22 protein-coding genes are annotated in these 25976 nt (G+C 74.0%); 5 read left to right on the plus strand and 17 right to left on the minus strand.

From position 1 onward, the window contains the following. Positions 1 to 158: 158 nt before the first annotated feature. Together ACIB24_RS15060 and ACIB24_RS15065 are read right to left on the minus strand one after the other, a co-directional pair. Entirely contained in the window at positions 159 to 791 is a 633-nt protein-coding gene (locus ACIB24_RS15060; protein WP_398281939.1) for a LysE family transporter, read from the minus strand. A 95-nt stretch (positions 792 to 886) separates the two neighbouring features. Beyond that, entirely contained in the window at positions 887 to 1720 is an 834-nt protein-coding gene (locus tag ACIB24_RS15065; protein WP_398281942.1) for a phosphoribosylaminoimidazolesuccinocarboxamide synthase, read from the minus strand. A 77-nt stretch (positions 1721 to 1797) separates the two neighbouring features. Between ACIB24_RS15065 and ACIB24_RS15070 the strand changes: the two genes are divergently transcribed. Continuing rightward, on the plus strand, positions 1798 to 2742 hold the full coding sequence (locus ACIB24_RS15070) for an NAD-dependent epimerase/dehydratase family protein (RefSeq protein ID WP_398281945.1): 945 nt from the start codon (positions 1798 to 1800) through the stop codon (positions 2740 to 2742). Between the two features lie 6 nt (positions 2743 to 2748). Here the strand turns inward: ACIB24_RS15070 and ACIB24_RS15075 are convergent, their stop codons facing one another. From ACIB24_RS15075 to ACIB24_RS15100, 6 genes are all read right to left on the minus strand, one after another. Next, a complete protein-coding gene (locus ACIB24_RS15075; RefSeq protein ID WP_398281948.1) occupies positions 2749 to 3657 on the minus strand; it encodes a cation diffusion facilitator family transporter in 909 nt (302 codons plus the stop codon). A gap of 16 nt (positions 3658 to 3673) precedes the next feature. Then, positions 3674 to 4834: an SIS domain-containing protein gene (locus ACIB24_RS15080; protein ID WP_398281951.1), complete on the minus strand. Its 1161-nt coding sequence runs from the start codon at positions 4832 to 4834 to the stop codon at positions 3674 to 3676. Further along, a complete protein-coding gene (locus tag ACIB24_RS15085) occupies positions 4834 to 5019 on the minus strand; it encodes a Trm112 family protein (RefSeq protein ID WP_398281954.1) in 186 nt (61 codons plus the stop codon). The genes ACIB24_RS15080 and ACIB24_RS15085 overlap by 1 nt, the downstream gene beginning before the upstream one ends. Positions 5020 to 5033: 14 nt before the next feature. Beyond that, entirely contained in the window at positions 5034 to 6503 is a 1470-nt protein-coding gene (locus tag ACIB24_RS15090) for a phosphomannomutase/phosphoglucomutase (RefSeq protein WP_398281957.1), read from the minus strand. Between the two features lie 48 nt (positions 6504 to 6551). Further along, positions 6552 to 6884, minus strand: coding sequence for a hypothetical protein (locus ACIB24_RS15095; protein WP_398281960.1), 333 nt, complete (start codon positions 6882 to 6884; stop codon positions 6552 to 6554). A 121-nt stretch (positions 6885 to 7005) separates the two neighbouring features. After that, entirely contained in the window at positions 7006 to 7410 is a 405-nt protein-coding gene (locus ACIB24_RS15100; protein WP_398281963.1) for a DUF3499 domain-containing protein, read from the minus strand. A 48-nt stretch (positions 7411 to 7458) separates the two neighbouring features. On the opposite strand from ACIB24_RS15100, the gene ACIB24_RS15105 reads away from it, so the two are divergent. After that, positions 7459 to 7968: a metallopeptidase family protein gene (locus tag ACIB24_RS15105; RefSeq protein WP_398281966.1), complete on the plus strand. Its 510-nt coding sequence runs from the start codon at positions 7459 to 7461 to the stop codon at positions 7966 to 7968. 3 nt (positions 7969 to 7971) lie between these two features. Here ACIB24_RS15105 and ACIB24_RS15110 read toward each other — a convergent pair whose 3' ends face one another. The 3 genes from ACIB24_RS15110 to ACIB24_RS15120 are packed head-to-tail and all read right to left on the minus strand — an operon-like array spanning position 7972 to position 14205. Beyond that, entirely contained in the window at positions 7972 to 9585 is a 1614-nt protein-coding gene (locus ACIB24_RS15110) for a DUF5719 family protein (protein WP_398281969.1), read from the minus strand. Further along, on the minus strand, positions 9582 to 13934 hold the full coding sequence (locus ACIB24_RS15115; RefSeq protein WP_398281971.1) for a glycosyltransferase: 4353 nt from the start codon (positions 13932 to 13934) through the stop codon (positions 9582 to 9584). Before ACIB24_RS15115 ends, ACIB24_RS15110 begins: the two co-directional genes overlap by 4 nt. 22 nt (positions 13935 to 13956) lie before the next feature. Continuing rightward, complete coding sequence (locus ACIB24_RS15120) at positions 13957 to 14205, minus strand: WhiB family transcriptional regulator (RefSeq protein WP_398282856.1); 249 nt, start codon at positions 14203 to 14205, stop codon at positions 13957 to 13959. A 645-nt stretch (positions 14206 to 14850) separates the two neighbouring features. Between ACIB24_RS15120 and cofD the strand changes: the two genes are divergently transcribed. Next, complete coding sequence (gene cofD / locus ACIB24_RS15125; RefSeq protein ID WP_398281974.1) at positions 14851 to 15855, plus strand: 2-phospho-L-lactate transferase; 1005 nt, start codon at positions 14851 to 14853, stop codon at positions 15853 to 15855. Beyond that, positions 15852 to 16898: a coenzyme F420-0:L-glutamate ligase gene (cofE, locus tag ACIB24_RS15130; protein WP_398281977.1), complete on the plus strand. Its 1047-nt coding sequence runs from the start codon at positions 15852 to 15854 to the stop codon at positions 16896 to 16898. The genes cofD and cofE overlap by 4 nt, the downstream gene beginning before the upstream one ends. Before the next feature lie 140 nt (positions 16899 to 17038). Here the strand turns inward: cofE and ACIB24_RS15135 are convergent, their stop codons facing one another. Beyond that, positions 17039 to 18109 carry a DNA-3-methyladenine glycosylase family protein gene (locus tag ACIB24_RS15135; RefSeq protein ID WP_398281980.1) on the minus strand — a complete coding sequence of 357 codons (1071 nt, stop codon included), beginning with the start codon at positions 18107 to 18109 and terminating at the stop codon, positions 17039 to 17041. Positions 18110 to 18277: 168 nt separating this feature from the next. On the opposite strand from ACIB24_RS15135, the gene ACIB24_RS15140 reads away from it, so the two are divergent. Next, positions 18278 to 18982 (plus strand): DUF3105 domain-containing protein, encoded by a 705-nt coding sequence (locus tag ACIB24_RS15140; protein ID WP_398281983.1) that lies wholly within the window; start codon positions 18278 to 18280, stop codon positions 18980 to 18982. A 42-nt stretch (positions 18983 to 19024) separates the two neighbouring features. On the opposite strand, the gene ACIB24_RS15145 is transcribed toward ACIB24_RS15140, so the two are convergent. The 5 genes from ACIB24_RS15145 to ACIB24_RS15165 form a co-directional block, all read right to left on the minus strand. Continuing rightward, entirely contained in the window at positions 19025 to 20707 is a 1683-nt protein-coding gene (locus ACIB24_RS15145) for a High-affinity nickel-transporter (protein WP_398281985.1), read from the minus strand. After that, a complete protein-coding gene (locus ACIB24_RS15150) occupies positions 20704 to 22020 on the minus strand; it encodes a hypothetical protein (protein WP_398281988.1) in 1317 nt (438 codons plus the stop codon). Before ACIB24_RS15150 ends, ACIB24_RS15145 begins: the two co-directional genes overlap by 4 nt. A 12-nt stretch (positions 22021 to 22032) precedes the next feature. Beyond that, positions 22033 to 23598 (minus strand): DUF4331 domain-containing protein, encoded by a 1566-nt coding sequence (locus ACIB24_RS15155; protein ID WP_398281991.1) that lies wholly within the window; start codon positions 23596 to 23598, stop codon positions 22033 to 22035. A gap of 242 nt (positions 23599 to 23840) precedes the next feature. After that, positions 23841 to 24806, minus strand: a complete 966-nt coding sequence (locus ACIB24_RS15160; RefSeq protein ID WP_398281994.1) for a lysylphosphatidylglycerol synthase domain-containing protein — start codon at positions 24804 to 24806, stop codon at positions 23841 to 23843. Beyond that, entirely contained in the window at positions 24803 to 25966 is a 1164-nt protein-coding gene (locus ACIB24_RS15165) for a glycosyltransferase family 4 protein (protein WP_398281997.1), read from the minus strand. The genes ACIB24_RS15160 and ACIB24_RS15165 overlap by 4 nt, the downstream gene beginning before the upstream one ends. Between the last annotated feature and the right edge of the window lie 10 nt (positions 25967 to 25976).

Genomic DNA, 25976 nt, shown 5'->3' on the forward strand with positions numbered 1-25976 from the left:
GGGGGTTTGGCCCCTCCCCCCCCCGCCCCGCCCCGGCGGGCCCCCCGAACCCCCGCCCGCCCCCCCCCCACCCCCCCCCCCCCCCCGGGGGGGCGCCCCCCCCCCCCGCCCCCCGGGCGGGGGCCCCCCCCCCCACGGCCCGGGACGTTTCTGCATGATCACCGCATAAGGGCGAGGCGGGCCGCGTAGGCCAGGACGACGAGGTGCCCGGCCACGCCGGTCGCCCGCCGGGCCCCGGCGGGCAGCCGCGCACCGGCCAGCGCGCCGAATCCGGCCAGGGTCAGCTGCCAGGCCAGCGAGGCCACGAACACCGCCAGCACGAAGGCCACCCCGGCTTCCCGCGTGGCCAGGGTGTCGCCCAGCCCGGCGGCCAGAGCCACGAAGTAGACGGCGGTCAGGGGGTTGATGGCGGTCAGCGCGACGAACCGGGCCATCACCCGCCAGGGTGAGCCGGTCACGAGGGCCGGGCTCCCGTCGTCCCCCGGTGCCTCGGGCCGGCGGAGGTCGGCCAGCAGCCCGCGCAGGGCGATCAGCACCAGGACCCCGGCGCCGACCAGGTGGATCGGGTGCTCCCAGCCGGACAGCGCCCGGCTGACCGCCGTGCCGATCAGCACGGCCACGCCCGCGTAGGTGAGGTCGACCAGCGCGACGCCCGTCGCGCCCCCGGCGGCCGGGCGCCAGCCCCGGTTCATCCCCTCGTGCAGCAGCAGGACGCCGATCGCGCCGAGCGGCATGGCTACCGCGAGCCCGGCCACCAGGCCGGCGAGGAGAGCGGGGCCGACGTCAGTCACGAGCGATCATGGTGCCGCTCGGGCCCGGCGAGGGCCATCGAGTTTTGCTCGGAATCACGCACTCGATCGCGTGATTCCGAACAAAACCGCGCCCGTCACGCCCAGGTGAGGCCGGTGATCCGCTCGTAGACGTCGACGTACCGCTGCCGGGTGACCTCGACCACCTCGGCCGGGAGCTCGGGGCCGGGGTCGGTCTTGTCCCAGCCGGAGCCCTTGGCCCAGTCGCGCACGTACTGCTTGTCGAACGAGAAGTGCGGGCCACCGGGCTTCCACTGATCCGCGGGCCAGAAGCGTGAGGAGTCGGGCGTGAGCACCTCGTCGGCCAGCATCAGGGTGCCGTCGGGCGTGTGGCCGAACTCGACCTTGGTGTCGGCGACGACGATGCCGCGTTCGGCGGCCAGCTCGGCACCCCGACGGTAGACGGCGAGCGTGAGATCCCGCACGGCCCCGGCGGTCTCGGCCCCGACCGTCTTCTCGACCTCGGCGAAGTCGATGAACTCGTCGTGCTCACCGAGCGGCGCCTTGGTGGTCGGCGTGAAGAGCGGCTCGGACAGCTGCGCCCCGTCGAGCAGCCCGGCGGGCAGCTGGATGCCGCACAGCTGACCGGTCGCCGCGTACTCGGCGTAGCCGGACCCGGTCAGGTACCCGCGGGCGATCGCCTCGACCTTCAGCATCTCCAGCCGGCGCACCCGGACGGCCCGGCCGGCGAACTCGACCGGCACGTCGGTCGCCGAGACCACGTGGTTGGGCACGAGGTCGGCCAGCTGGTCGAACCACCACAGCGACAGGGCGGTCAGCACCCGGCCCTTGTCGGGGATCGGGGTGGGCAGGATGACATCGAAGACGGACACCCGGTCGGAGGCGACCAGGATCAGGTCGTCCCCGTCGGCGTACACGTCCCGGACCTTGCCCTGATGCACCAGTTCCACACGTAACACGCTATCGGTAGCCTCCCGACCCATCGGAGGGGCGGCCGACGAGCCGGCGCCCGGAGCGGAGAGCACGGATGCGGGTCGCGATCACGGGGGCGTCGGGCTTCATCGGACGGACGCTGAGCAAGCGGTTCCGGGAACTCGGCTGGACCGTGCACGGGTTCGGGCTGCGGCCCGCCTCGGGGTTGTCCGGGCCGGTGCGGGTGTGGGACGTGGCGGCCGGTCCGCTGGCCGGGGCGCCCGAGGTGGACGCCGTCGTGCACACCGCCGCGCTCGTGCACGAGACCGCCCCGGTGCCGATGGCCCGCCGGGTGAACGTGGGCGGCACGCAGAACGTCTCGGCGACCTTCGGCGACGCCCGGCTGGTGCACGTGAGCACCTGCAGCGTCTACGACCCGTGGCACCCGCAGGTGATGGCGACGGAGGACGAGGCTCCCGACCCGTCGTCCGTGCGGTGGACGAACGCCTACGGCCTGACCAAGTCGGAGGCCGAACGCTGGCTGCTGCGGGCCCGCCCCGACGCCGTGATCCTGCGCCCGCACGCGGTGTACGGTGCGGGCGACACCACCCTGATGCCCCGGATCCGCGCAGCCGTGCGGCGCGGGGTGATGCCGCTGCCCGGACCGGGGACGCAGAAGCACTCGATCACCTGGGTGGAGAACTTCGTCGAGGCCTGCCGGCTGGCCTGCGGGCCCACGGCCCCGGGCGGCGTCTACAACATCGCCGACCCGGAGCCGATCGTGCTGGCCGACGCCGTCCGGTTGCTGGCCACCCCGCCGGGCGGGCCGGCCCCGCGCGTCCAGCCCCTGCCGGTGCGGGCGCTGTACCCCGTCGCGGTGGCCGCCGAACTGGCCGGCCGGGCCCGGACCCGGTTCACCGGGACGCCGTTCAGCCCGCGGGTCACGCGCTACTCGGTCGAGCACCTCGGCCGCGAGCGCACGTTCGACATCAGCCGAGCCCAGAAGGAACTGGGCTACGACCCGCGGCCCAGCCAGTTGGAGGGCAGCGAGGACTGGTAGCCCGGCTCAGCGCTTGATGTCGGGTTCGAGGAAGATCAGCGACGCCTGCGGGACGACGGAGCGCACCCGCACCTCGGCCTCGTCGATGGCGGTGGCCACCTGGGCCGCGGACTCGGTCGCCTCGACCCCGATCTTCGCGGCCACCAGCAGTTCGTCCGGCCCGACGTACATCGTCCGCAGGTGGATCACGCTGCCCACGCCGGGCCCGACCAGGGCCTGACGGATCTGCGCGAGTGCGGCCGGTGAGGCCCCCTCGCCGAGCAGCTGGGACGACGTCTCGATGGCCAGGATGACGGCCACGACGACCAGCAGCAGGCCGATCATCGCGGTGCCCACGGCGTCCCAGTGCCCGTCGCCGGTCACGATCGTCATCCCCACGCCGAACAGCGCGAACATCAGGCCGAGCAGCGCCGCGGTGTCCTCCAGCAGGACGACGGGCAGCTCCGGGGACTTGGTCTCCCGGATGAAGCGCCACCACGAGCGTTCCTTGCGCAACGGGTTCGCCTCGCCGACCGCCGTCCGCAGCGAGAACGACTCCAGCAGGATCGCGATCACGAGAACGGCGACCGGCAGCCAGGCGTGCTCGTCGATACCGTGCGGGTCCTCCCACTTGTGGTACGCCTCGTAGAGCGCGAAGAGGCCACCGACGGTGAACAGCACCACCGACACGATGAAGGCGTACAGGTAGCGCGAGCGGCCGAACCCGAACGGGTGCTCCTCGGTGGCCGCGCGCTGGGCCCGCTTGCCGCCCACCAGGAGCAGCACCTGGTTGCCCGAGTCGGCGACCGAGTGGATGCCCTCGGCCAGCATCGAGCTGGACCGGGTGAACCCGAACGCGACGAACTTGGTGGCGGCGATGCCCAGGTTCGCGCCCAGCGCAGCCAGAATCGCCTTGGTTCCGCCTTCGGCGGACATGGCCCCTCCCAGGGGTCTAGTGCGTGCGGTCCCGCAGGTCCGCGACGTGAGGTGATGTCAGGGGGTCGATCCCGCCGGCCAACGCCATGTAGACCGCGGCGAAGTCGGTGAGGGCGACCAGCCCGGCCAAACGCTCGAGCGGGTGCCCGGGTTCCGCCGACACCTCGGTGACCCGGACGCCGGCGTCCTCGGCGGTCATCTTGACGGCGTCGGCGGTGCGGCTGGTCTCCAGCCACGAGCCGTCGGGCCGGTCCGGGGTGGGAGCCGCGTCGCGCAGCAGGAGCAACCGGAGGCGGGTCCCGACCGGGTCGTCGAACTCGGGGTCGGCGAAGATGTCGTCGGGCCGGGCGGCCAGGGGGCCGTCGAACGTGGCGACGACGTCGCCCGCGTCGTCGGGCAGGGCCCCGCGCATCGCGGGCACGCGGGCCGTGCGGGCCAGCATCGAGACGGCGCGCGCGCCGGCCACCCCGGTGACGTCGCCGTCACCGAGGACGACGGGCACCGACCCGGACAGCTCGAGCGCCAACGACTTGGCCGGGTTCACGAACGCCTCGGACGACGGGCGGAAGAGATCGGCCTGGGCGTCGAGACGGTCGGCGACCCGCTCCAGGACCTGGGTGGACGCATCGGTCAGCCCCAGCTCGAAGGCGACCCGGACCACGGGCACGGCCAGCGCCCACAGCGCCATCCGGGAGGCGCGCGCGGCGGCGTTCTGAGCCGGCGGCACCGGGACGTGCACACCACCGGTGCGTTCGGCGACCTCGGCCAGCGGCGACCGGGCCTGGCCGACGGTCAGCAGCCGGCAGCCGCGCCGGGCGGCCTCGGCGGCCAGCCCCAGGGGGCCGGGGGCCCGCCCGGACATCGAGACGGCCACGACCATGTCGAGGGGGCCGACCCAGCCCGGCAGCGGCATCCCACGGCGCACCGAGACCGGCACGGGCGCACCGGCTCCGGCCAGCAGCGTGAGCACGTCGCCGACCACCGCGGAACCGCCGAGACTGGCCACCACCACGGCCCGGGGGCGGCCGTCGGCGACGATCCGGTTGATCCCGGCCTCGGCCGTGGCCTGCATGGCCATCCGGACCTGCGCGCCCGCCCCGGCGAGCGCCCGCAGGCTGCCCGACGGGTCGGCCGCGATCAGCCCCGACTCGTCGTCCAGAAGCTGTTCGTCCAGCATCAGGACCTCGTTCGGGCCTCGTCCACGAGCAGCACGGGGATGCCGTCGTCCACCCGGTAGGCCAGCGTGCAGCCGGTGCACTGCAGTTCGGGCCCGCCCTCGGGGGACGTGCCGTCGAGCAGCTCGGAGTGGCAGGACGGGCAGCGGAGGATCTCCCGCAGCCAGGGTTCGATAGTGGCGCTCACGAGACCATCCTGGCCTATTCGGCGTCCGACTGCGGCAGCGGCGCCCGGACGAGCGCCAGCACCTCGTCCCGGATCAGTTCCATCACGGCGGGCTCGGCCGCCTCGGCGTTGAGCCGCAGCAGCGGTTCGGTGTTGCTCGGGCGCAGGTTGAACCACCACATCCCGCCCGGCTCGTCGTCCGCGATCTCGGCGCCGGCCGGGTGCGTGACGGTCAGCCCGTCCAGGTCGTCGACCACCACGCCCGTGCGCTGCCCGAAGACCTCGGCGACCCGCGCGGTCACGGCCGCGACGTCGTCCACCTTGCTGTTGATCTCGCCGCTGGCGGTGTACCGGTCGTAGGCGGCGACCAGCTCCGAGAGCGGGCCGTCCTGTTCGCCGAGGGCCGCCAGCACGTGCAACGCCGCGAGCATGCCGGTGTCGGCGAACCAGAAGTCGCGGAAGTAGTAGTGCGCCGAGTGCTCGCCGCCGAACACCGCGTCGGTGTTGGCCATCTCGACCTTGATGAAGGCGTGCCCGACCCGGGTGCGTACCGCCTCGCCGCCGCTCTCGGCGATCACCTCGGGCACCGTCTGGGAGGTGATCAGGTTGTGGATCACGACCGGCTTGGCCCGGTTCTGCCGGTCCTTGGCGATCTCGCGGGAGGCGACCAGGGCGGCGATCGCGCTGGGGCTGACCGGCTCACCGCGCTCGTCGACGACGAAGCAGCGGTCGGCGTCGCCGTCGAAGGCCAGGCCCAGGTCGGCGCCGTGCTGCGGGACGGCGGCCTGCAGGTCACGCAGGTTCTCCGGGTCGAGCGGGTTGGCCTCGTGGTTCGGGAAGGTGCCGTCCAGCTCGAAGTACATGGGGACGACCTCGAGCGGCAGGCCGGGCAGCCCCGTCCCGCCGCCCAGCACGGCCGGCACGGTCAGCCCGGCCATCCCGTTCCCGGCGTCCACGACGATCTTCAACCGGCGCCGGGTGGGCAGCTGGACCAGGCCGCGCAGGTGCTGGGCGTAGCCCTGCAGCAGGTTCTCCTCGCGGACCTTGCCGCGGCCCGCCGGGTCCGGCTCGGTGTCCCGCCAGCTGGGCTGGTCGAGCAGGGCCTGGGCCAGGTCGCGGATGCCCGCCAGGCCGCTGTCCAGCCCGATCGGGCGGGCGCCGGAACGGCACAGCTTCAGCCCGTTGTAGGTGGCCGGGTTGTGGCTGGCCGTGAACATCACGCCCGGCTCGTCGAGTGCCCCGCTGGCGTAGTAGAGGCCGTCGGTGCTGCACAGGCCGATCAGGACGACGTCGCGCCCCTCGCCCGTCACCCCGTCGGCGAAGGCCGCCACCAGTTCCGGCGACGAGTCGCGCATGTCGTGCCCGACGACCACCTCCGGGGAGTCGTCGTTGAGGATCACCCGGGCGAACGCCGCCCCGAGGGCACGCACGACGGAGGCGTCGAGCTGCTCGCCCACGAGCCCACGGATGTCGTTCGCCTTGACGATGTCGTTCAGCACGGCCACCGCGGAAGGTTAACGTCCCGGAGGGGTCACCGGGGACGATCGCGCAGGTCAGTCGCGGCGTGTGCGCTCAAGCACGGTGTCCACGCTGAGCGGGGTGCCCTCGTGGTCCCAGGTCTTGTGCTCGCACCGGTGGCAGGAGATGAAGTTGACCGGGGTGCCGTCGGTCAGGTTCAACGCGAGCCGGGTGACCCGGTTGCTGCCGCACTGGGCGCACACGATCTCGGTCTGGTGCTCACGCTGGGTCAGCGAGCCCAGCGGGACGGCGGGCTCGGTGCGGCCGCGCCGGCGGCGCTGCGCGGGGGGTGTCGGGGAACTCGCCTTCGACCCGTCCTTGGTGGTCACGGAGGGGGCGTCGTCGTTGGTGGCACGCGATGCAGGCATGGGAAGGATGACCTCGGGATGATTGCGCCGAACGGGTTACGGGTGCGGGTGCAGGAGCACCCGATGTGTCGGCACGTGCAGGGCGAACCTTGAGCGGGGCTCACCCCGGCGGACCAGCAGGTCAGCCCAGCGGGTCACGCACCGGCTCGGTCAGGGGGTCGCGCAGGACCCGCAGGTGGCCGCGCCGGCCCACCTCGAGCCCCGACAGCTCCCCCTCGACGTCGAGCACGCCGTCCGTGGCCACCTGCGGCTCGGGCCGGGCCGCCTCCCGGACGGCGTCGGCCAGGGCGAGCAGGTCGTCGTGCGAGGGTGCGGGGACCTCGAACTCCGGCGAGAGCCGGACGATCTCCCAGCCCCGGGGGGCGGTGAGCCGCTCGGCGTGCACGTCGCAGAGGTCGTAGCAGTGCGGTTCGGCGTAGGTCGCCAGCGGGCCCAGCACCGCGGTGGAGTCGGAGTAGACGTAGGTGAGCGTGGCCACGGCCGACCGGCCGCAGGCCGTGCGCGAACACCGTCGAACTCCACTCACGCCCGTCACCGTATCCCTCGCACGCGGTGTTCCGGGGTCGGCGCGCCGATGCGGTGTGCGTACACGGCCGTGTCCGATACGTCCGGTCGGGCGCGGCCGCCGACCGGACCCGGCCGCCGTAGGCTGGGACCCGTGAGCACGGGTCCCAGACGCCGCCGCGACCGGCACGGCCGCGGCCTGCGCGGGTCCCTGATCCCGCAGGGCCTGCCGGCTTGGCGGAGCCGGTCCGAGGCCTTCGACGAACTGGTGCTGGACGCCGTCGAGAGCCTCGAGCGCCGGTGGGCGAAGGAACTCGACGGGGTCGAGTTCGGCGTGGAGGACGTGCCGCCGTCGGACCCGTCGCCCTGGGAGCACGGCGACGTGCCGCTGGGCCGGTTCTTCCCCGCCGAGGGGGAGCTGCCGCCGCGGATCGTGGTCTACCGCCGGCCGGTCGAGACCCGGGCCGTCGAGCCCGCCGAGGTGGCCGCCCTGGCCCAGGACGTCGTCATCGAGCAGGTCGCACACCTGCTGGGACTGTCACCGGAGCAGGTCGACCGGCGCTACGGCCGGCCCGACTGACGCTCAGCGCAGGCCGAGGCGTTCGGAGACGGCGGCCACCGACCGGGTGCTCGAGGCGGCGGTCACCTTCACCGGGACGACGCTGACCATCTGGCCGCGCTGGGAGTTCACCGTCGAGACCGTCGAGGCGACCAGCTTGCCGCCCTCGAAGGCCGTGAACCGCAGGCCGACGCTGCCCGCGGGGACGCCTGCTGCCACCGTCGCCCCGCGCGCGACCTGGATGGTCTTGGGCTGCAGGAACTTCCCGTCCGCGGTGATCGCCTCCACCGTCAGCGATCCGGCCTCCCCGACCGAGGCGACGGACAGCGTGACCTGGGGGCCGGCCGGCAGCGCCACGACGCCCTCACCGGACAGCGGGTCGGTGGCGGGGGCCCAGCCGAACTCCGAGGCCAGGTACTTGCCGGTCCCGCCCCGCCGCCCGACCTGGGCCGACGCGACCACCGGGACGTCGGCGTCCACCTCGGCGGTGTAGTACCCGGCGGGCACCCCGTCGAGCGGGATGTCGACCACCGACCCGGCCCGCACGTTCTGCACCGCCTTCGCGGGCAGCTGCACCTGGCCGCTGGCGTCGCGGAGGCTCACCTTGACGACGGCCTCCTCGCTGCCCGGGACGGCGACCCGCACGAACGAGGAGCCCGCGGACGTCGCGTCGCCCGCCTTCCACTGCTGTCCCGCCAGGAGCGAGACCCCCGGGATGAGCTGGCGTTTCGCGGGGGCCGCCGACCCCGACACGTCGTCGACCCCGCCCGGGTACAGGCCGCGCATCAGCGAGTCGTGCATGACCGCCCGGACCCGCCCGGTGCGGGCCGTGACGTGCACGACGACGCGGGACAGGTCGGGGGCGAGCGCGTCGACGAACAGCGGCACCTGACCGTGGGCGGGCACCGCGACGCCGTCGCCGGCGGGCGCCTCGACCCGGCCCTCGGGGCCGTAGACGTCGACGTCGGCGACCGCCGGGGTCGCTGCGTCGTTGGTGAGCATCAGCCGCAGCCGCTGGCCGGGTTTCGTGCCGCCGCCCACCAGCCAGGTGTCCGCCGACGACTCACCGCACTGGGCGACGGTCAGCCCGCGCAGGTCCCCACTGGCCGAGACGGTCGACTGGACGGCGGCCAGCAGTGGCGAGTCCGCGCTCGAGGCAACGGTTTTCGAGACCTGTCCGGTTCCTGCGGCGGCCTCGATCCGCACCGGGCCCAGGCCGCTGACGGCGAGGGCCCCGACCTCCGCGCCGACCGTCGTCCCGACCTGCGGCTTGAGCGACAGGTCCAGGGAGCGGCCGGCCTTGGGCTTCAGCGAGCTGCTCGGCAGCAGCTTGGCGGCCGCCCCGGCCAGGGACGACGCCTCCCCCGCCACGTCGATCGTGCCGCTGGCCGCCTGCGTACCGGCCATCACCGCCGAGACGACGACGGCGCCTCCCGGGTTGACCGCGCTGCCACCCTCGGGCACCTCGAGCGTCTCCGGGCCGGGACAGGTGAGGGCCGGGTCGCCCAGAGTGGTCGGCAGGGACGACGTGGCCGGGGCCGTGTGCGTCAGGGACCCGATCTGCGTGGCGCAGACCGTGAGGGCCGCGGCAACGGCGATCGCGCCGAGCGCCGTGAGGGAGCCCGTCATCCGGCTCATGGCTTGTCCTCGTCCGTCTCGTCAGACGTCTCGTCGGGTGCCTCGTCCGTGATCTCCTCGGCGATGTCGTCCGTGACCTCGTCGCTCACGCCGTTGGTGACCTCGTCGCTCACGCCGTCGGTGACCTCGTCGCTTACCTCGCCGCCGTCCACGACTTCGTCGGCGACCTCGTCGCTCACGCCGTCGGCGACCTCGTCGCTCACGCCGTCGGTGGTGTCGTGGGTGGTGTCATCGGCGGCTTCGCCCGTGGTGCCGTCGATGGATTCGTCGATGACGTCAGCCACCTCGTCGCTGACGTCCACGCCGGTGGACTCGCCGTCGTCCACGACTTCTTCGGCGCTCTCTACCGACACCTCGTCACGCACGTCAGTCTCAGCGGCCTCGTCACCGACCTCGCCGGTCACCTCGTTCGTGGCGGCAGGGCTGGTGGCAGCGTCCGCACCGGACAGCGGTGCGTCGTCTGCCACCACGTCTGCCACCACGGTCCCGTCGCGGGCCGCCTCGTCACCGCGAGTGGAAAGTTCTGCCCCGGAAACCGCTGCCTCCGGCCCGGATTCGGGGCGTTTCGTTCCACTCGTGACGGGGCCGGGTTCGATCTGCGGCTCGACCTCGGGCTCGGCGGCGACCACCGGGATGGCGCCCGTCGGTTCGGCCCGGCGCCGCCCGGCGGGACGCCGCTGCGGCTCGACGACCATCGCGGGGCGGCGGCTCACGGGCCGGCGCCGGCGGCGGCGCGGCAGGGGCAGCGCGACCAGCACGGCCAGACCCGCCACCCCGAGCCGGCCCAGCTCGCTGACCTGCGGCAGCGGGTCGGCGTAGCGCACGACCAGGTGTCCACCACCGGCCGGCAGCGAGAAGGCCTGCGCCCACCCCTTGTACGTGCCGGCCCCGAGCCGCCGGCCGTTCAGCGTGGCCGTCCACCCGTCGTCCGCGTGTTCCGCGAGCACCAGCAACCGGCCCGACGCGCCGGCCGGGACCTGGGCGTCCACCGACTCCCGACGCGAGGCGAGCGTCTGCTGCACCTCGCCGTCCGCCCCGACGATCCGGGCCCGCGCGGGCCGCGTGGGACCGCCCGGAGCACCGTCCATCTCGACCCGCCACAGCACGGCGCCGCGGGTGCGCGCGACCCGGACCAGGCCGGGCGCCGTGTCGAGCGCGAGCGTCGCCTCGCTGGTGCTGCCGCGCAGGAGCAGGACGGACCCGATCCCGGCGTCGGCCAGGCCGTCGCGCTGGTCGGCGGCCCCGTCGGACAGCAACCCGCTGATCAGGGCCAGCACTCTCGGGTCCTGCGCGGCCTGCTGCCGGGCGGGCAACGCGGCGGCCGCCGCACTGTCGACCCCCAGCCGCGGACCGCCGTCCCGCAGCAACGACCACGAGACCTGCTGCGGCGCGCCGGCCTTCGCGGCCCTCACGCTCAGGACCAGGGTGCGGGTCGCCGCCGGCCCCTCGGCCTCGGCCGCGGCGACCGCGGGCATCACGTCGGCGTCCCCGCGGTGCACCCAGGCCTCACGACCGGCGGTCGAGGCCCGGTCGGGCACGGTCCAGCCGGTCACCGTCCACGCGAGGAGGACGACCACCGGGACGACGACCGCGACCGCGCCGAGCAGGACGCTCATCGGGTGTCGCCAGCCGACCGAACGGGCCCGCAGCCGGTCGGCGGCCCCGTCCAGACCGGTGACGGCGGCGGCGAGTACGGCGAAGCCGAGCAGCGACGTCCCGGGGCCCGGCCAGCCGAGCAGCACCTGACCACCGTCGACGCGCCGGTCGACCAACGGAGCGGCCAGGGCGACGAGCAGTCCGGCCAGGCCGAGCAGCCACAGGCCGCGGGCCACGACGCCGCGCCGCCCGTCGCGGTTCAGGGCCAGCAGCCCGAGCAGCAGGACCGGCACCGCGGCCGCCACCGCCCCGGCCTGCACGAGCTGGGTGTCGTCACCGAGACCGACCACCCCGGAGAGGATCTCGGCCAGGCGATGGACCGGCCCGGCGGTCAGCCCGACCGGGTCGGCGGGCCACAGCAACGCGCGCCAGACGTCACCGGGCACGCCGTGACCGCCGTCCAGGACCGCGGCGGGCGCCGACGCCCCGCCCGGTTCGGCCAGCAGCAACCGCGGCGTCGCGGCGACCGCGAGCCACCAGGGCAGCAGCAGGACGGACGGCACCACGGCCGCCCACAGCAGCCGCAGCCGGGTGCCGGAGCGAGCCAGCACGAAGGCCAGGACGAGCCCGAGCACCGCGGGGACCGCCAGCGACGGGGCCGCCGCGAGCAACGCCGTGACCAGCAGGCCACCCGCCGACGCCGCGGCCAGCGAACCCGGACGGCGCCCGGACCGCGGCTCGCCGGACAGGCCGTGCCGGGTCGGCCGCGGCGCACCCACGGCCCGGGCCACGGCGAGGGCGGTCGGGGGCAGCAGCAGGTGGGCCAGCACCGCGCCGACCCGGCCGGTGGCGACGGCCACCAGCAGCGACGGCATCACCGCCCAGCCGACCGCGGCCCACGCCCGCAGGGACCGGGAGACCGTCAGCGCGCCAGCGGCCCACCAGGCCAGGCCCGCGGCCAACGGCAGCGCGAACAGCAGCAGGCACCGGACGACCCCGGCCGGCGTGGCGAGCACGCCGAAGGGCCACGCCAGGACGGCGAGCAGCTGGGTCAGCGGGTCACCCACCGCCGACCGCCCGAGGCCGACGCCCCGCCAGGCACTGCTGCCGAGACTCCACAGCTGCGAGACGCTTTCGGGAACGGGCGACAGCGCCGGACCGATCACGGCCCCACTACCGACCAGCAACCCGCGCAGGCCGGCCAGGCCGCCGACGGCGCACAGCAGCAGTACCCCGCCCAGCACCCGGGACGTGCGAGGCCCACGGCGGCGCCGGCGGATCAGATCCTGCGCGGCCGCCTCGACGGCGTGCGCGGGCGAGGGCACGCCGTCCTCGTCGACCTCGAGCAGTTCGAGCTCGGAGCCCGGCTCGGCGTCGGGCCGGGCCTCGTCCGCGGACAGGTCGATCGGCCCCGAGTCGGGCGAGACCGTCGGCGCCGGAAGGGAACTCACGGAACCCGCGGGAGAGGTGAGGGGCGCACCCGCGGGAGCGGCGTCGTCCGCCCGCTCGTCGGCCCGCTCGTCCGAACGGCGCAGGTACGCGCTGACCTCTTCACGCCGCTGCCGGCCGATCTCACGGGGCCCGGCGAGCAGCCGGCGGAACTCACGCCGCGGCACCCGCGGCCCGCGCCGCGGGCGCAACCACGCGATCGGGTGGACGACGGCCAGGCAGTAGGCGCTCAGCTCGCCGAAGGCGCGGTCGGGCTGCTTGAGCGCGAGCCGCCCCAGCGCCCGGGCGACGGCGGCCAGCCCCAGCCAGATCAGCAGGCACGGCACCGCCCAGCGCGGGGCCGCCGCCAGCCGCAGGTGGACGGCCGCGCGGCGGTCGTGCCGGGCCCAGTGCCCCGCGCCTGCTCCGCGCCGTCCCGTGGCGGCGGCCTCGGCGTGCGCGACGACCGCGTCGGGCACGACGACCACACGCGCCCCGGACAGGTGCGCGCGCCGGCACAGGTCGAGGTCTCCGCGGGCGTGCCCGAGCGCCGGGTCGGGACCGCCCAGGGCGTCCCAGAGTTCGCGCCGGATCAGCATTCCCGCGGTGTTCACGGCCATCACGTCGCTGCGGTGGTCGAGCTGGCCCTGGTCGAGGTCGTCGCGGTCGACCCCGGTGACGCGGGTGCCCAGCCGGGAGGTGGTGAAGCCGACGTCGAGCAACCGGCGGGGGTCGTCCCAGCTGACCTGCTTGCAGCCGGCGATGCCGATCGACGGGCCGCTGTCCACCGCGTCGAGCAGCTGGGCCAGGCAGTCGGGGGCCGGCGCCGAGTCGTCGTGCAGCAGCCACAACCACTCGTCGGAAACTACTGTCGTGGAAGGCTTCTCATCCGGAGCCGGGGCGCTGTCGTCGGGCCGCGGGTCGGCCTGCGGCTGCATCGCCAGCCCGTCCCGGACGGCCAGCGCGGCCTGCACGGCGTCACCGAACGACGTGTCGCGCTCCAGCCGGAGGAGGTGGTCGGTGGCCAGCCGCAGCAGGTCGGGGCCGTTGTCGTGCGACCCGGCGTCGACGGCCACCAGGACGTCGGGCCGACGGGTCTGCGCATCGAGGGCGTCGAGCGTGCGGGGCAGGAACGCCACCCCGTCGTGGGCGACGAGGACAGCGGTGACGCGCACGCTCGGCTGTGCGGGGACCGGCGGGCGCCAGCCCTCGGGCAGCACCACGGGCGCCAGATCGCCCGGCTCAGCGGTGATCAGCGCGGGCGCGCTCACGCCGGAGCGCGAGCCGGGCGCATCCCGCGGCTCGTGCTCCACGTCCAGGGACACCGGCGGTCGAACCCCCCGCCGCTCAGACGGCGCGCTTCTTGACCCGGCGACGCTCGCGCTCGGACAGCCCACCCCAGATGCCGAACCGCTCGTCCTTGGCCAGTGCGTACTCGAGGCACTCGGCGCGCACCTCGCACGCCATGCAGACCCGCTTGGCCTCGCGGGTGGAGCCGCCCTTCTCGGGGAAGAACGCCTCGGGGTCGGTCTGCGCGCACAGCGAGCGTTCCTGCCAGGCCAGCTCGGGCGGCAGACCCGTGCCGACGGCGTCCAGGAGAGAGAGCCCGAGGCCCACCTCCGGCGCCGGGCTCACGACCGGCTGCTCCTCCCCCGGCAGAACCTCCAGCTCGACGCGCAGCTCGGCCGCCGGATCGACCGTTCGCTGAACGACCAGATCGACGACGACTTCATCACTGACCGCCATGAGCTCGTGCACCTGGCGCCTCCCTCGACCTTCGGTTGGGGCCAACCCCCTGGGACTTAGCGTGTTGGCGCGCATACGTTAGGTGATGACCTGCCGATGACACCAATGGAATTACATGCGTGTCGTACGGAGTCAGTCAAGCAGAGTTCTGATATCCGGACCAGCCGGTCGGCAATATCTCCTTGCCTCATTCGCCCCTTCCGCACCGGGAGCCAATCGCCACGAGACGCGCTATCCAGACACCTCGGTCGTCGCGGCGTTCACACAACGGGCACCTTCCGGGCGGGTTGCGACCTTCCTCACTACGGACCGCGACCGAAACTTTCTCGAGTCGACCTCGAGTCGACCCGGGCAGGCGAGGCACCGCCCGGCCCGTTCGGCCGACTTGCCTGAACCAGGTTGGCGCGTTCCGCTCCACCGGCGGGCCTCGGGGGATGCAGCGGCCCCCGGACCGGGCGGGATCGGGGCCCCCGCCGCCATGAAAGGATCGCCCCCATGCGCATCACCGCTCTGGCCGGCGGCATCGGCGGCGCGCGGTTCGTCCGCGGCCTGCTGCGCCACCTCGAGACCGTCCCGGTGGCCCCCGGCGCCGAACCGCACCGGGTCACGGTGATCGGCAACACCGCCGACGACGTGACGATGCACGGCCTGCGGGTCTGCCCCGACCTCGACACCCTCATGTACACGCTGGGCGGCGGCGTGCACGAGGGCCAGGGCTGGGGCCGCGTGGACGAGACGTTCTCCGTGGCCGCCGAGCTGAAGGAGCTGGGTTCCGAGCCGAGCTGGTTCACCCTCGGCGACAAGGACTTCGCCACCCACATCGTGCGCACCCGGATGCTGAACCACGGGTACCCGTTGAGCCGGGTCACCGCGGCGCTGGCCGAACGGTGGAAGCTGCCCGAGCTGGGTGTCGAGCTGCTGCCGATGACCGACGACCCCGTCGAGACCCACGTCGTCGTCGGCCCTCCCGACGACCACCCGGACGACGGACCGCGCGCCGTGCACTTCCAGGAGTGGTGGGTCCGGATGCACGCTGCGGTCCCGGCCCGCAAGATCCTGGCCGTCGGCATCGACAAGGCCGAGCCCGCCCCCGGCGTGCTGGCCGCGATCCGCGACGCCGACGTGGTGCTGCTGCCGCCGAGCAACCCCGTGGTCTCGATCGGCATGGTGCTCGCGGTGCCGGGCGTGCGGGAGGCGATGCGCGGTACCCGCGCCCCCGTCGTCGGCGTCTCACCGATCATCGGCGGTTCCCCCGTGCGCGGGATGGCCGACGCCTGCCTGACCGCGATCGGCGTGGAGACCTCCGCCCCGGCCGTGGCCGGGTTGTACGCCGACTTCCTGCGCGGCTGGCTCGTCGCCCCCGAGGACGACCCGAGGACGACGCCGGCCCGGTACGCGGCCGGCCTCTCCGTGCGCGCGGTGCCGCTACTCATGAGCGACGTCGACGCGACCGCCGAGATCGCCCGGCAGGCGCTGGAACTCGCCGAATCGCTACGGTGACCCGGTTGCAGGTCTTCGGCATCCCGGGGGTCGGTGAGGTCCGCGCGGGCGCCGACCTGGCCGCCGACCTGCTCGACGCGCTCGCGGCCGCCGGCACGGCGCTGGCGGCCGGCGACGTCCTCGTGGTCTCCAGCAAGGTGGTGTCCAAGGCCGAGGGTCGCGCGGTCCCCGCGACGACGCGCGACGCGCTCGTGGCCGCCGAGACCGTGCGGCTCGTGGCGCGGCGGCGCACGCCCAACGGTCTCGCGCAGGTCGTGCAGGCCCAGGCCGGGCCGGTGATGGCCGCGGCGGGGGTCGACCTGTCGAACGTCGAACCGGGCTCGGCGCTGCTGCTGCCGGTCGACCCGGACGCCTCCGCGCGGGCCCTGCGCGCCCGGCTGACCGCGCTCGGCGCCCCGCCGGTGGGCGTCGTGCTGTCCGACACCGCGGGCCGGGCCTGGCGGGACGGCCAGGTCGACTTCGCGCTCGGCGCCGCCGGGATACGCATCACGGAGGACCTGCGCGGCGGCACCGACACGTACGGCCAGCCGCTCGAGGTGACGGTCCGCGCCCTGGTGGACGAGGTCGCGGCCGCCGGGGACCTCGTGAAGGGGAAGACGAGCGGGGTACCGGCGGCCGTCGTCCGCGGGGTGCCCGAGCTGGTGACGGACGACGACGGGCCGGGCGCCGCGGCCCTCCTGCGGCCCGCGGGTGAGGACTGGTTCCGGTTCGGTCAGGTCGAGGCGGTCCGCGCCGCCCTCGGCGTTGCGCCCGACGCGCACGAACCGCCCGCCGTCCCACGCGAGGACGTCGAGACACGGCTGCGGCGCGCGGTGACGATCGCCCTGGCGGCCCGGGATCCGTGGCCCGCGCCACCGCTCGAGGCCGACGTGTCGTACGACGGCGATCGGGCCGTCGTGACCACGACTCACGCCGACGACTTCAGCATCGGCGCACTGGCCCAGCGCATCGCCGCGGCGCTGTGGAGCGAGGACCTCGCGGTTCACGCGATGCGCGTCGACGGCGGCTGCCTGTCGCTCGTGGCTGCATTGATCAATGAATAACCTGGCTGCTCTGGGTGCACGTTTCCTTCAGCCACGCATTCATTGATCATGAACTGCGCCGACCGGGAACGAAGATCGCCGTGAGTGGGCACTGATCGGAAGTCCGACTCGCAGTCGGTGCACCAAGCCGGTGATCTTGGTCAGCGTGGGAGGTGCGACGGCAGGGTCATGCGGGGGGCGCGCCGGGGGCGGCCCGCCGAGGCCATCTCCAGGAGGCGCTGCACGCGGTACCGGTGCCCGCGGTAGCACTCGATCACCTCGGCGCAGCCGACGTCGTCGAGCACCCGGCCGGTGAGCGCGAACGAGACGTTGCGCGCGACGTGGAAATCGCCCCACGAGAAGGCGTCGGCGTCACCGTGGGCCCGCTGCCGGATCTCCGCGGCGGTCCAGATGCCGACGCCGGGCAGGGTGCGCAGCCGGTTGGCGGCCTCGGCGTGCGGCAGGTCGAGCGTCTCCTCGAGCCGGCCCGCGACCTGGCTGGCCGAGATGATCGCCCGGCGCCGGGCCTCGTCGACGCCCGCCTTCAACCACACCCACGACGGGATCTGCCGCCACACCCCCGCGGCCGGCGGCACGTACAGGCCGGCGGCGTGACCCGGGCCGGGCGCGGGCTCGCCGTACTTCACGACCAGCGTGCGCCACGAGCGCCGGGCCTCGCGGCCGGTGACCCGCTGCTCCAGGGCCGCCGGGACGAGCGCCTCGAACACGGCCCGGGTGCGGGGCACCCGCCAACCGGGCCGCGCACGCAGCGCCTCGACGAGCCGCTGGTGCTCGGGCCGGGGTTCGAAGCTTGAGGGGTCGTCGTGCTCGCCGAGCAGTTCGGGGACGCCGTCGAGCACCCAGTCGGCACCCTCGCCCCACGCGGTGGCCTCCACCTCGCCGAGCCGCGGGCGCGGCCACAGGCGCAGCAGGGCCGGACCGTCCGGGGTTCGGGTGGCCCACCAGACCAGTTCGCCCGGCTCGAAACGCATGCACGGGTCGGTGCTGCCGCGGCGCAGCGACGAGAGCGTGCTGGCCACCGACAGCGGCCGCGACGGCGACCAGACCCGGACGCGACCGCCGTCCCCCGGGCTGCCGGCGGGGCGCTCGACCCGCCGGGCGGCACTCCCGTCGGCCCGCGCCCCGGCCCGAGCGCGGGCGGCCTGGGCCGGCAGGAACGGGACCGTGCGCGGCCGTGAGCCGAAGGGCTGCGGGGCCGGCGCTGGAGTCACGATCCACATAGTGCCCCCTGTCGTGCCCGGTGGGCGGCAGGACGCGGGATCGTTGCGGAAGTCCCGGCGTGTCGCGGCGTGTCCCGGTGACTCTCATACACTGCTCAGCCGGGCCGCTCCCGCAGACCAGGACGGGGCGCCGCTGTGCCTCATCGAAATGGAGTCGACGTGGGCAAGAAAGAGGCTGCCGACCGCAAGGCGCGGCTGGAGCAGATCCGCCGTGAGCAGCAGGCCGTCGAACGCCGCCGGACCCTGCTCGTGCTGGGTACGGCGGGCGTGCTCGTGCTGGTCCTGGTGGGGGCCGTGTTCGTGGTGATCCGCAACCAGATCGCCGCGAGCGACATCACCAAGGTCGGGCTGACCGCGGCCGCGGCGAACTGCAGCGCGCCGACGAGCGACCCGACCAGCGGCAGCGGGAACCACGTCGGCGTCGGCACCAACCAGCCGAACGTGACGAGCGTGAAGTACAGCACCGTGCCCCCGACGTCCGGTGAGCACTTCGCCTCCCCGGAGGTGCCGGCCCGCGCGTTCTACGACACCACCGACCGGCCCGCGGTCGAGACCCTGGTGCACAACCAGGAGCACGGCTACACGGTGCTCTGGTACGACCCGTCGGTGACCGCCGCACAGAAGGCCGAGCTGGAGAAGATCGCCACGCTGGCCCGCAAGCCCAAGGTGGCCGGCGACAAGTTCATCGTGGCGCCGCTCGACACCACCCGGGGCTCCCTGCCGGACGGCAAGAAGATCGCCCTGGCCCACTGGGGTGCCAAGCAGGGGCACCGCCAGATCTGCGCCGGGGTCTCGGGCACCGTGGTGCAGGACTTCGTGAAGAAGTACCCGTCGACCGACGCCCCGGAGCCGAACGGCCAGTGATCGCGCGGCGGGTCCGGCCTGCGGAGAGGTCGGACCCGCCGGCTACAACAGCGGGTACGCGCCGCGCAGGGTCAGCCCCAGGCCGACCACGAGAACGAGGACGGCGGTCGCCAGCGGGACGACGTCCGCGTACCGCCGGGCCAGCCTCGCCGCCCGACCCGAGCCCCGGTCCAGCCGGTCTCTCAGCCGGACCAGCAGCAGGCCGACCGCGGTGAGCGTTCCCGCCATCCCGACGCCGTAGCAGAGCACCAGCAGGACACCGAAGGCCGTACGTCCCAGGCTGATCGCGCCCAGGAGGACGATGAGCGCCGAGGGGCTCGGCACCAGCCCGCCCGCCACCCCCATCCCGATCAGACCGGCCCGACGCACCCTGCTCTCCTCGGCGCCCGCCCGCTGAAGGAGTCCGACCCCGTAGCCGTGGCCATGGCCGTGGCCGTGGCCATGGCCGTGGTCTGCTGCGGGAACGGTGTCGGGTGGGAGGAAGTCGTGCACCGGTGACGTCACCGGCGAGGCCTTCGCCACCGCGGGCACCGACGCATCCAGCATCCGGGCTTCCAGCATCCGGGCCTCCGGCATCCGGGCCTCCGGCATCCGGGCCTCCGGCTCCAATGCCTCCGGCTCCAGCCCCTCCCGCACGTCGATGACTGAGGACTCACCCCCACGCAGCGCACCGCGTAGCAACCAAGCACCGACCACCGCGATGAGCAGACCGCTCACGACCCCGAGCAGGGCCAGCACGACATCACCGGCCAGCGTCGCGACGGCACTGAGCAGGAGCCCCAGGACGATCACGCCCGCGGTGTGCGTCACGGTGACCGTTGCGCCCACGGTGAGGGCGTCGCGGACCGACCCGCTCCGGCCCGCGATGTAGGCCGCGATCACCGTCTTGCCGTGGCCCGGCATCGCCGCGTGCGAGGCGCCCAGCAGCAGCGCCAGCAGGATCGCCAGGAGACCGACCCCGACGGTGATGTCGTCCCGGGCGACCACGGCGTCGAACCGGGCCGACAGCCGGTTCACGGCCCGGGCCACCGGTCCCGCCACCGGCAGGGACGCGACCTCACCGACGGTCGAAGCCCCCGCCCCGGGCCGGATGTCGACCTCGACCGAGCGCACGTCCAGCGGCGAGCTCAGCAGATCGTCCGGGTAGGAACGCAGTTCGTCGCTGGGGCTCGCGACCGGAACCGGCGACTCCACCAGTTGGACACCCGAGCCCCGGGCGGTGATCTCGCGCCAGCCGAGGCGGTCGCCCAGATAGCCGTCGGTGAAGCTCATCCGACCGGACCGGGTCACCGCCCAGGGCGCCGACAACCGGCACTCCAACCGGCTCACCCGCAGGTTGGCGACACCCGCCCGGTAGCCGAACGCGCTCTCCTGAACGGTGAACCGCAGAGGCCGCCCGTCGATCGAGACCGAGAGCGCCGCGGCGAGCAGGCCGCACCGGGTTGTCGCGTGGCGAGCCCGTTCGGCCAGGCTCGCGACCCCGTCAGCGTCGGTGTCGACGGCCGAGAAGTCCTGCAGGGTAGGAATCTCGGCCGAGTCGACGACGGCGAAGTCGTCGATCCGGTGCGGCAACAGGCTCAGCCCGTCGTAGTGGTTGACGGTGAAGTTGCCGAGCGGGTGGGCGGCGGCGGGACTCGCGCCGGTCAGCAGCAGGGCGGTTCCCAGCAGCGCGGCGCCCAGCAGCCCGGCGACCGACCGCCGCCGGGTCCGCGACCGGGCGCTCACGGGTGCCCGCCCAGTTCGGCCAGCGCCCGGCGGGCGACCGGCGCCTGGGTCGGGGAGAAGTACGGGTTGATGTCGAGTGCCCGGGTCAGCTCGCGACGGGCGGAATCGTCGTGGCCCAGAGACTTCTCGATCATCCCCCGGTGGTAGGCGAAGATCGCGTTGCGCCAGCCCGTCCCCGCCGCCCGGTCGGCGAACTCCCGGGCCTCGGCGTCGCGGCCGGCGCGGTGCAGGGCCCAGGCCAGGGCGTCCGCCACCAGGGGATGCTGTCGGCGGTCCCACTCCAGCCGCGCGTGCCGGACGGCGTCCGCGGGATCGCCGTGGTCGGCCTCGACCACCGCTGCGGTCAGGTCGTCCTGGACGCCGTTGGCGGCGAAGAGCTGCTGCTCACCGGCCAGGACGACGTACAGTGCGTCCGCGTCGGCGTCGCGCCCGAGGGAGACGAGCAGCTGCGCGTACTCCAGCAGGTACTCCGGCAGCGGCAGCCGCGCCGTCACGTCGGCGTAGTCACGCAAGGCCTCGTCGGTGCGACCCGCGGCCGCCGCGGCCGCCGCCCGCCCGGCGACCAGCATCGGCGCACCGGGTTGGGCGAGCAGGCCGAGCCGGTACTGCTCGAGGGCCGCGGCGGGCGCGCCGGTGGTGAAGTCGAGCTGGCCCAGGTAGTAGCGGCAGAAGGCGACGTCGGCCGGATCGACCGCCTCGGCCAGGGCACGGGTCAGGGCCGCGCGGGCGGCCGGGACGTCGCCACGCTGCTCGAAGGCGTAGGAGGCCCGGCTGAAGGAGGACAGGCCGGGCTGCAGGTCGAGCATGCGCTGCAAGGCTGAGTCCGCGTCGTCGAACCGGCCGAGCTGGGTGTACGCGTCGGTCAGCACGCCCAGAGCGGCCGCGTCGTACGGATCCGCCGACGCGGCCCGTCGCCCCCAGCGCACAGCCTCGGCGAACTCGTGCCGCGCGTTGGCCAGCGCCCCCTCGCCGACGTAGGCGTCGACGTTGCCCTCGGGCCGCAGCCGCAACGACCGCGCCAGGGCCCCTTCGGCCTTCGGGTAAAAGGTCGGATCGGCCGTGATCCGGCCCTGCTGCACGTAGGCGGCTCCGAGCTGGGCCCATGTCCGGTCGTCCGCGGGCACCCTGTCCAACCGCAGTTGCGCGGCCCGGATCGCCCCCGCCGTCGACGTCCGGTCGACCGGGCCGGATGACCCCGAAGGAGCCGCCGCACCGGCGAGATGGGTTATGGAGGAACCCGTCCCGACCAGTGCGGCGGCCCCGACACAGGTCAGCGCAGAGACCGCCAGGACGGCGAGGTATCGACTGCGCACGTCAGGTCGTGCTCAGGCGAGCACGCCCCGCCGGCGGCGACGGACCAGCGTCAGACCCCCGACCAGGGCGAGGGCCATCGTCGTCGCGAGCAACCCGTCGGCGACGGGGGCCCGCCAGGCGGCCGGGCCGTCACCGCCGCGCCCGTTCGGCGCACCCAGCGGCAGGACGGACGCGGCGCTGTTCACCGCGGTCGTGTTCGGCAGCGCGACGTAGGGGAAGCTCGAATCGAACGGGTTGTCGTTCGCGTCCACGCCGTCCCCCTCGGCCAGGGCCGACACGAGATGTCCGCTGGCCGCGGCCCCCTCGACGGCCTGCAGGGAGATGTCGATGACGTCGTCGGTCAGCCGGCGACCGTTCGGGAAGCCCTGGAAGTCGCCGCCGATGACGCCCAGCCGGTTCGGCGAACCGGCCGGGGCGATGCTGGTGTTGAGTCGCAGTTCCTCGGCCGGGCGGAACGAGGACGCCTTGACGTCGCCGTTGAGGACCTGCGAGTTGAGGTCGGCCTGGATCGGTGCGGTGCTGCCGTCGAGCGTCGGGGCCTTCTTGGCGATCCCGGTCAGGTAAATCTCCACCAGGTCGTTGCGCGGGGTCGGCGGGGCGTCGATGTTGTAGATCGCCTTCAGCAGGCCGGGCAGTTCGGGGTTCGTGACGGCCTTGACCACCGGCGCGATGCCTGCGTCGGCGACCGGCTTGACCGAGTTGAAGGCGTTCTTCAGGCCGGCCGGCATGACCACCTCGTTCACCAGGGGGTTGCCGAGCCGGGAGACCTGGACGTTCGAGGTCTTGGGGACGACCTTCCCGGTGGCCAGGTTCATGGGCCGCTTCGACGTGGTGCTCCAGATGCCGATCACCGGGTTCTTGGTGGCGTCGCCCTTCAGGGACACCTCCGACTTCGGCACCTGCAGGGCGATCGTGTTGACGTTGTACCCCTTGAGCGTGTCCGTCCCCGTCTCGGAGAGGTCACCGCCGTACAGCAGGTCGAAGACGCGCAGGTCGAGGAAGAAGGGGTCGTCGGCCTGACCGGCGTACGTCTTCCCACCACCGGTGATGCTGGTGACGGCCTCGTCGCGCAGGTCCGCGTAACTGGGGATCGACTTCTCCCCGGCGAAGGACGGCGCGGCGGTGCCGTGGCCGATCTCCTTGTAGGTCACCTTCGTGCCGGTGGTGATCTTCGTCAGCGTCCAGGTCTGCTTGTAGAGCAGGTTCTCGTCGTCCAGCGAGGTCACCGGGCCGTTGTTGGCCAGGAACGTGCTGGTCCCGCGCTTGTCGACGCTCTTGAACACCCAGCGGTAGATGATGTCCGGCTTGGCGTCGCCGTTGTTGTCGATGCGGATGTCGTACCAGGCGCCGTCCTGGAAGGGGTAGAAGTTCGGGCCGCCGTTGGGCTCCTCGAAGGGGATCCAGTTGGCGATCAGGGTGACGCTGTCGGTCGCGTCGGGCGCGACGAACGCATACACGTCCGTGTTGTCGATCCGGGGGTCGCCGGACGTCAGCGGCGCCTCCCGGTGACTGGACGCCTGCGCCGAACCAACCCCTCCGACGGCCGTGAGCAGCGCCGTAGAGACAGCGCAAACCATCGGAAAGACCTTGCGGTGCAGAGACTTTCCTCGACCTGGACTTGCCGCCATGGCATCCCCCCAACTCAGGGCGCAGAGAGATTCGGCGCCGGTAGAGGGGACTCTATGGCCACACACAGAATGTGTACGCGCTCAGAAGATCATGTCTCACGCACGGGTGGCCAGAACGGGTGACACAGCTTCGCCCGAACCGCCCGTGCCGAACCGGGCCCAACCGGACGGTGCCGCCGGCCGGAGGGAGGTCAGGACTGGAGCGCGTCGGCGGGCCGGTCACCGTGCCGCCGGGCGGCGAGCACCCCGAGACCGGCGGCCCCGAGGTCGGCGACCGTGAACAGCACGCGCGACAGCAGGACGACGACCACCACCGATCCGCGGTCGACCACCTGGGCGAGCACCGCGGCCAACGCCACCTCGCGGGCCCCGGCCCCGGCCGGTGCGATGATCACCACGAAGCCGACCGCCCAGGCCAGCGCGTAGCCGCCGATCAACAGGACGGCGTTGCGCAGGTCGGCGGGCGCTCCCAGCGGGATGGCCAGGCACCAGACCTGCAGCCCCGCACCGGTCCACGAGCCGATCGCCCAGGCCGTGGCGGCCAGGGTGCCGCCGACCGTCGTCCGCTGCTGCAGGGGTTCGCGACCGACGAGGCGCAGGGCCAGGTTCACGCCCCGGGCCAGGACCGCCGGGTGCAGCACCACGACCAGGGGGACGACGAGCAGCACCGCCCAGCCGAACCCGTCGGGGAGCGCCTTGGGCGCCAGCGGGAGGGCGATCAGCACGACGATCAGCGCGCTGGCCACCGACAGGAGCATGGCCACGACGGTGGCCGTCGCGGTCCGGGCCCGCGGGACCTTGTGGTCGCGACCGAGTTCCGTCTGCATCACGACCGGCCAGACGCTGCCCGGTAGGTACTTGCCGAGCTGACCGACGAAGAAGATGCGGCCGGCCACGGGCAGCGGCAGTCGCGAGCCGAGGTCGGAAAGCAGGGTGCGCCAGACCATCCCGGCCAGCGCGACGTTCATCAGGGTGGCCAGGAAGGCCAGCGCGAGCCAGCCCGGCGACAGCTTGGCCGCCGCGTCGGTGACCGCCTGCCGTTCCGACACCACCGCCCACACCGCGAGCGCGACGAGCAGCAGACCGAAACCGACCCGGAACGCCCGGGTCCGGCTCACGGCGAGGCCGCGCCCGGCCAGGGCCATCAGTCCCTTCACCGCGCGACCCCCAGCTCCGTGACCGCCTGGACGTATCTCTCCCAGGGCTTCTCGACGTCCACCTCGGGCAACCCGGCGCGCAGCGCGTCCAGCCGGCCGGGCGCGGCCAGCTCGGTCAGCGCCGCGCGCAGCGCCGGCACGTCACCGGGCGGGACGAGCAGCCCGTCCACCCCGTCGCGGACGTCGTCGGCGAACGTGCCGACCGTGGTCGCCAGCACGGGCAGGCCGTGCGCGTGCCCGAGGAAGGCGTTCTGCGAGGCGGTCGCGTGCCGGTACGGCAGGGCCAGGACGTCGTGCGCGGCCAGCAGTTCCGGTACCTCGACCCCCGGCACGTACCCCGCGCGCAGGCTCACCCGCCCGTCCAGGCGCGGGTCCGCGGCCAGCTCGCGCAGGCGTTCCCCGGCCGCCCCCCACTGCTCCCCCGCCACGGTCACGAGGACGTCCGGGACGCCGTCCGCAGCCTCGAGCAGGAGGTCGAAACCCTTGTACTCGCGCACCATTCCGAGCGCGAGCACGCGCAGCGGTGCGTCGGCCCGGGGCGGGCGGGCGGCCGCGGCAGCTCGACCGGCGGGGTGCGGCAGGCCGCCGGGCAGGTGCGGGGGCAGCGGTTCGGTGAGCACCGAGCGCGCCCCGTGCGCGCGGGCCAGCGAGGCCTGTTCCGGAGAGTGCACCAGCACGCCGTCCATCGAGCGCAGCAACCGGTTCATCAGCCACTCGCCCCCCGGGTGCGTCTCGTGCGGGACGACGTTGTGCACGATCGCGGCCACCGCGGGCCGGTGGTTGGTGGGCACGATGTGCGCCACCCCGGTCGTGCGCCCCCGGCGGGCGCCGGCCGCCACGGTCAGCAGGGCCGGGACCTGCACCGGCACGACGACGACCAGTACGACCAGGTCGAAGGTGTGCAGCGATGTGCCCGTCGACCACCACGACCAGGGCCGGTCCCAGCGCAGCGGCCGCTCCACGGGCGAGAAGGGCGGGAGGTCGGGCTGTTCGCCGGGGACGACCGGGTCGCCCGGGTAGAGGGCCTGCGGGTACATCCGCGACCAGGACACGAGCACGACGTCGTGCCCGGCGTCGGCCAGGTGCCGGGCCGTCTCCGTGGTGTGGGCGGCCACCCCACCCTTGAACGGGTGGGTCGGACCGACGAGGGCGATGCGCACGGGGTTGGCC

The organism is Spongisporangium articulatum (genome assembly GCF_044465595.1).
Classification (GTDB): domain Bacteria; phylum Actinomycetota; class Actinomycetes; order Actinomycetales; family Kineosporiaceae; genus Spongisporangium; species Spongisporangium articulatum.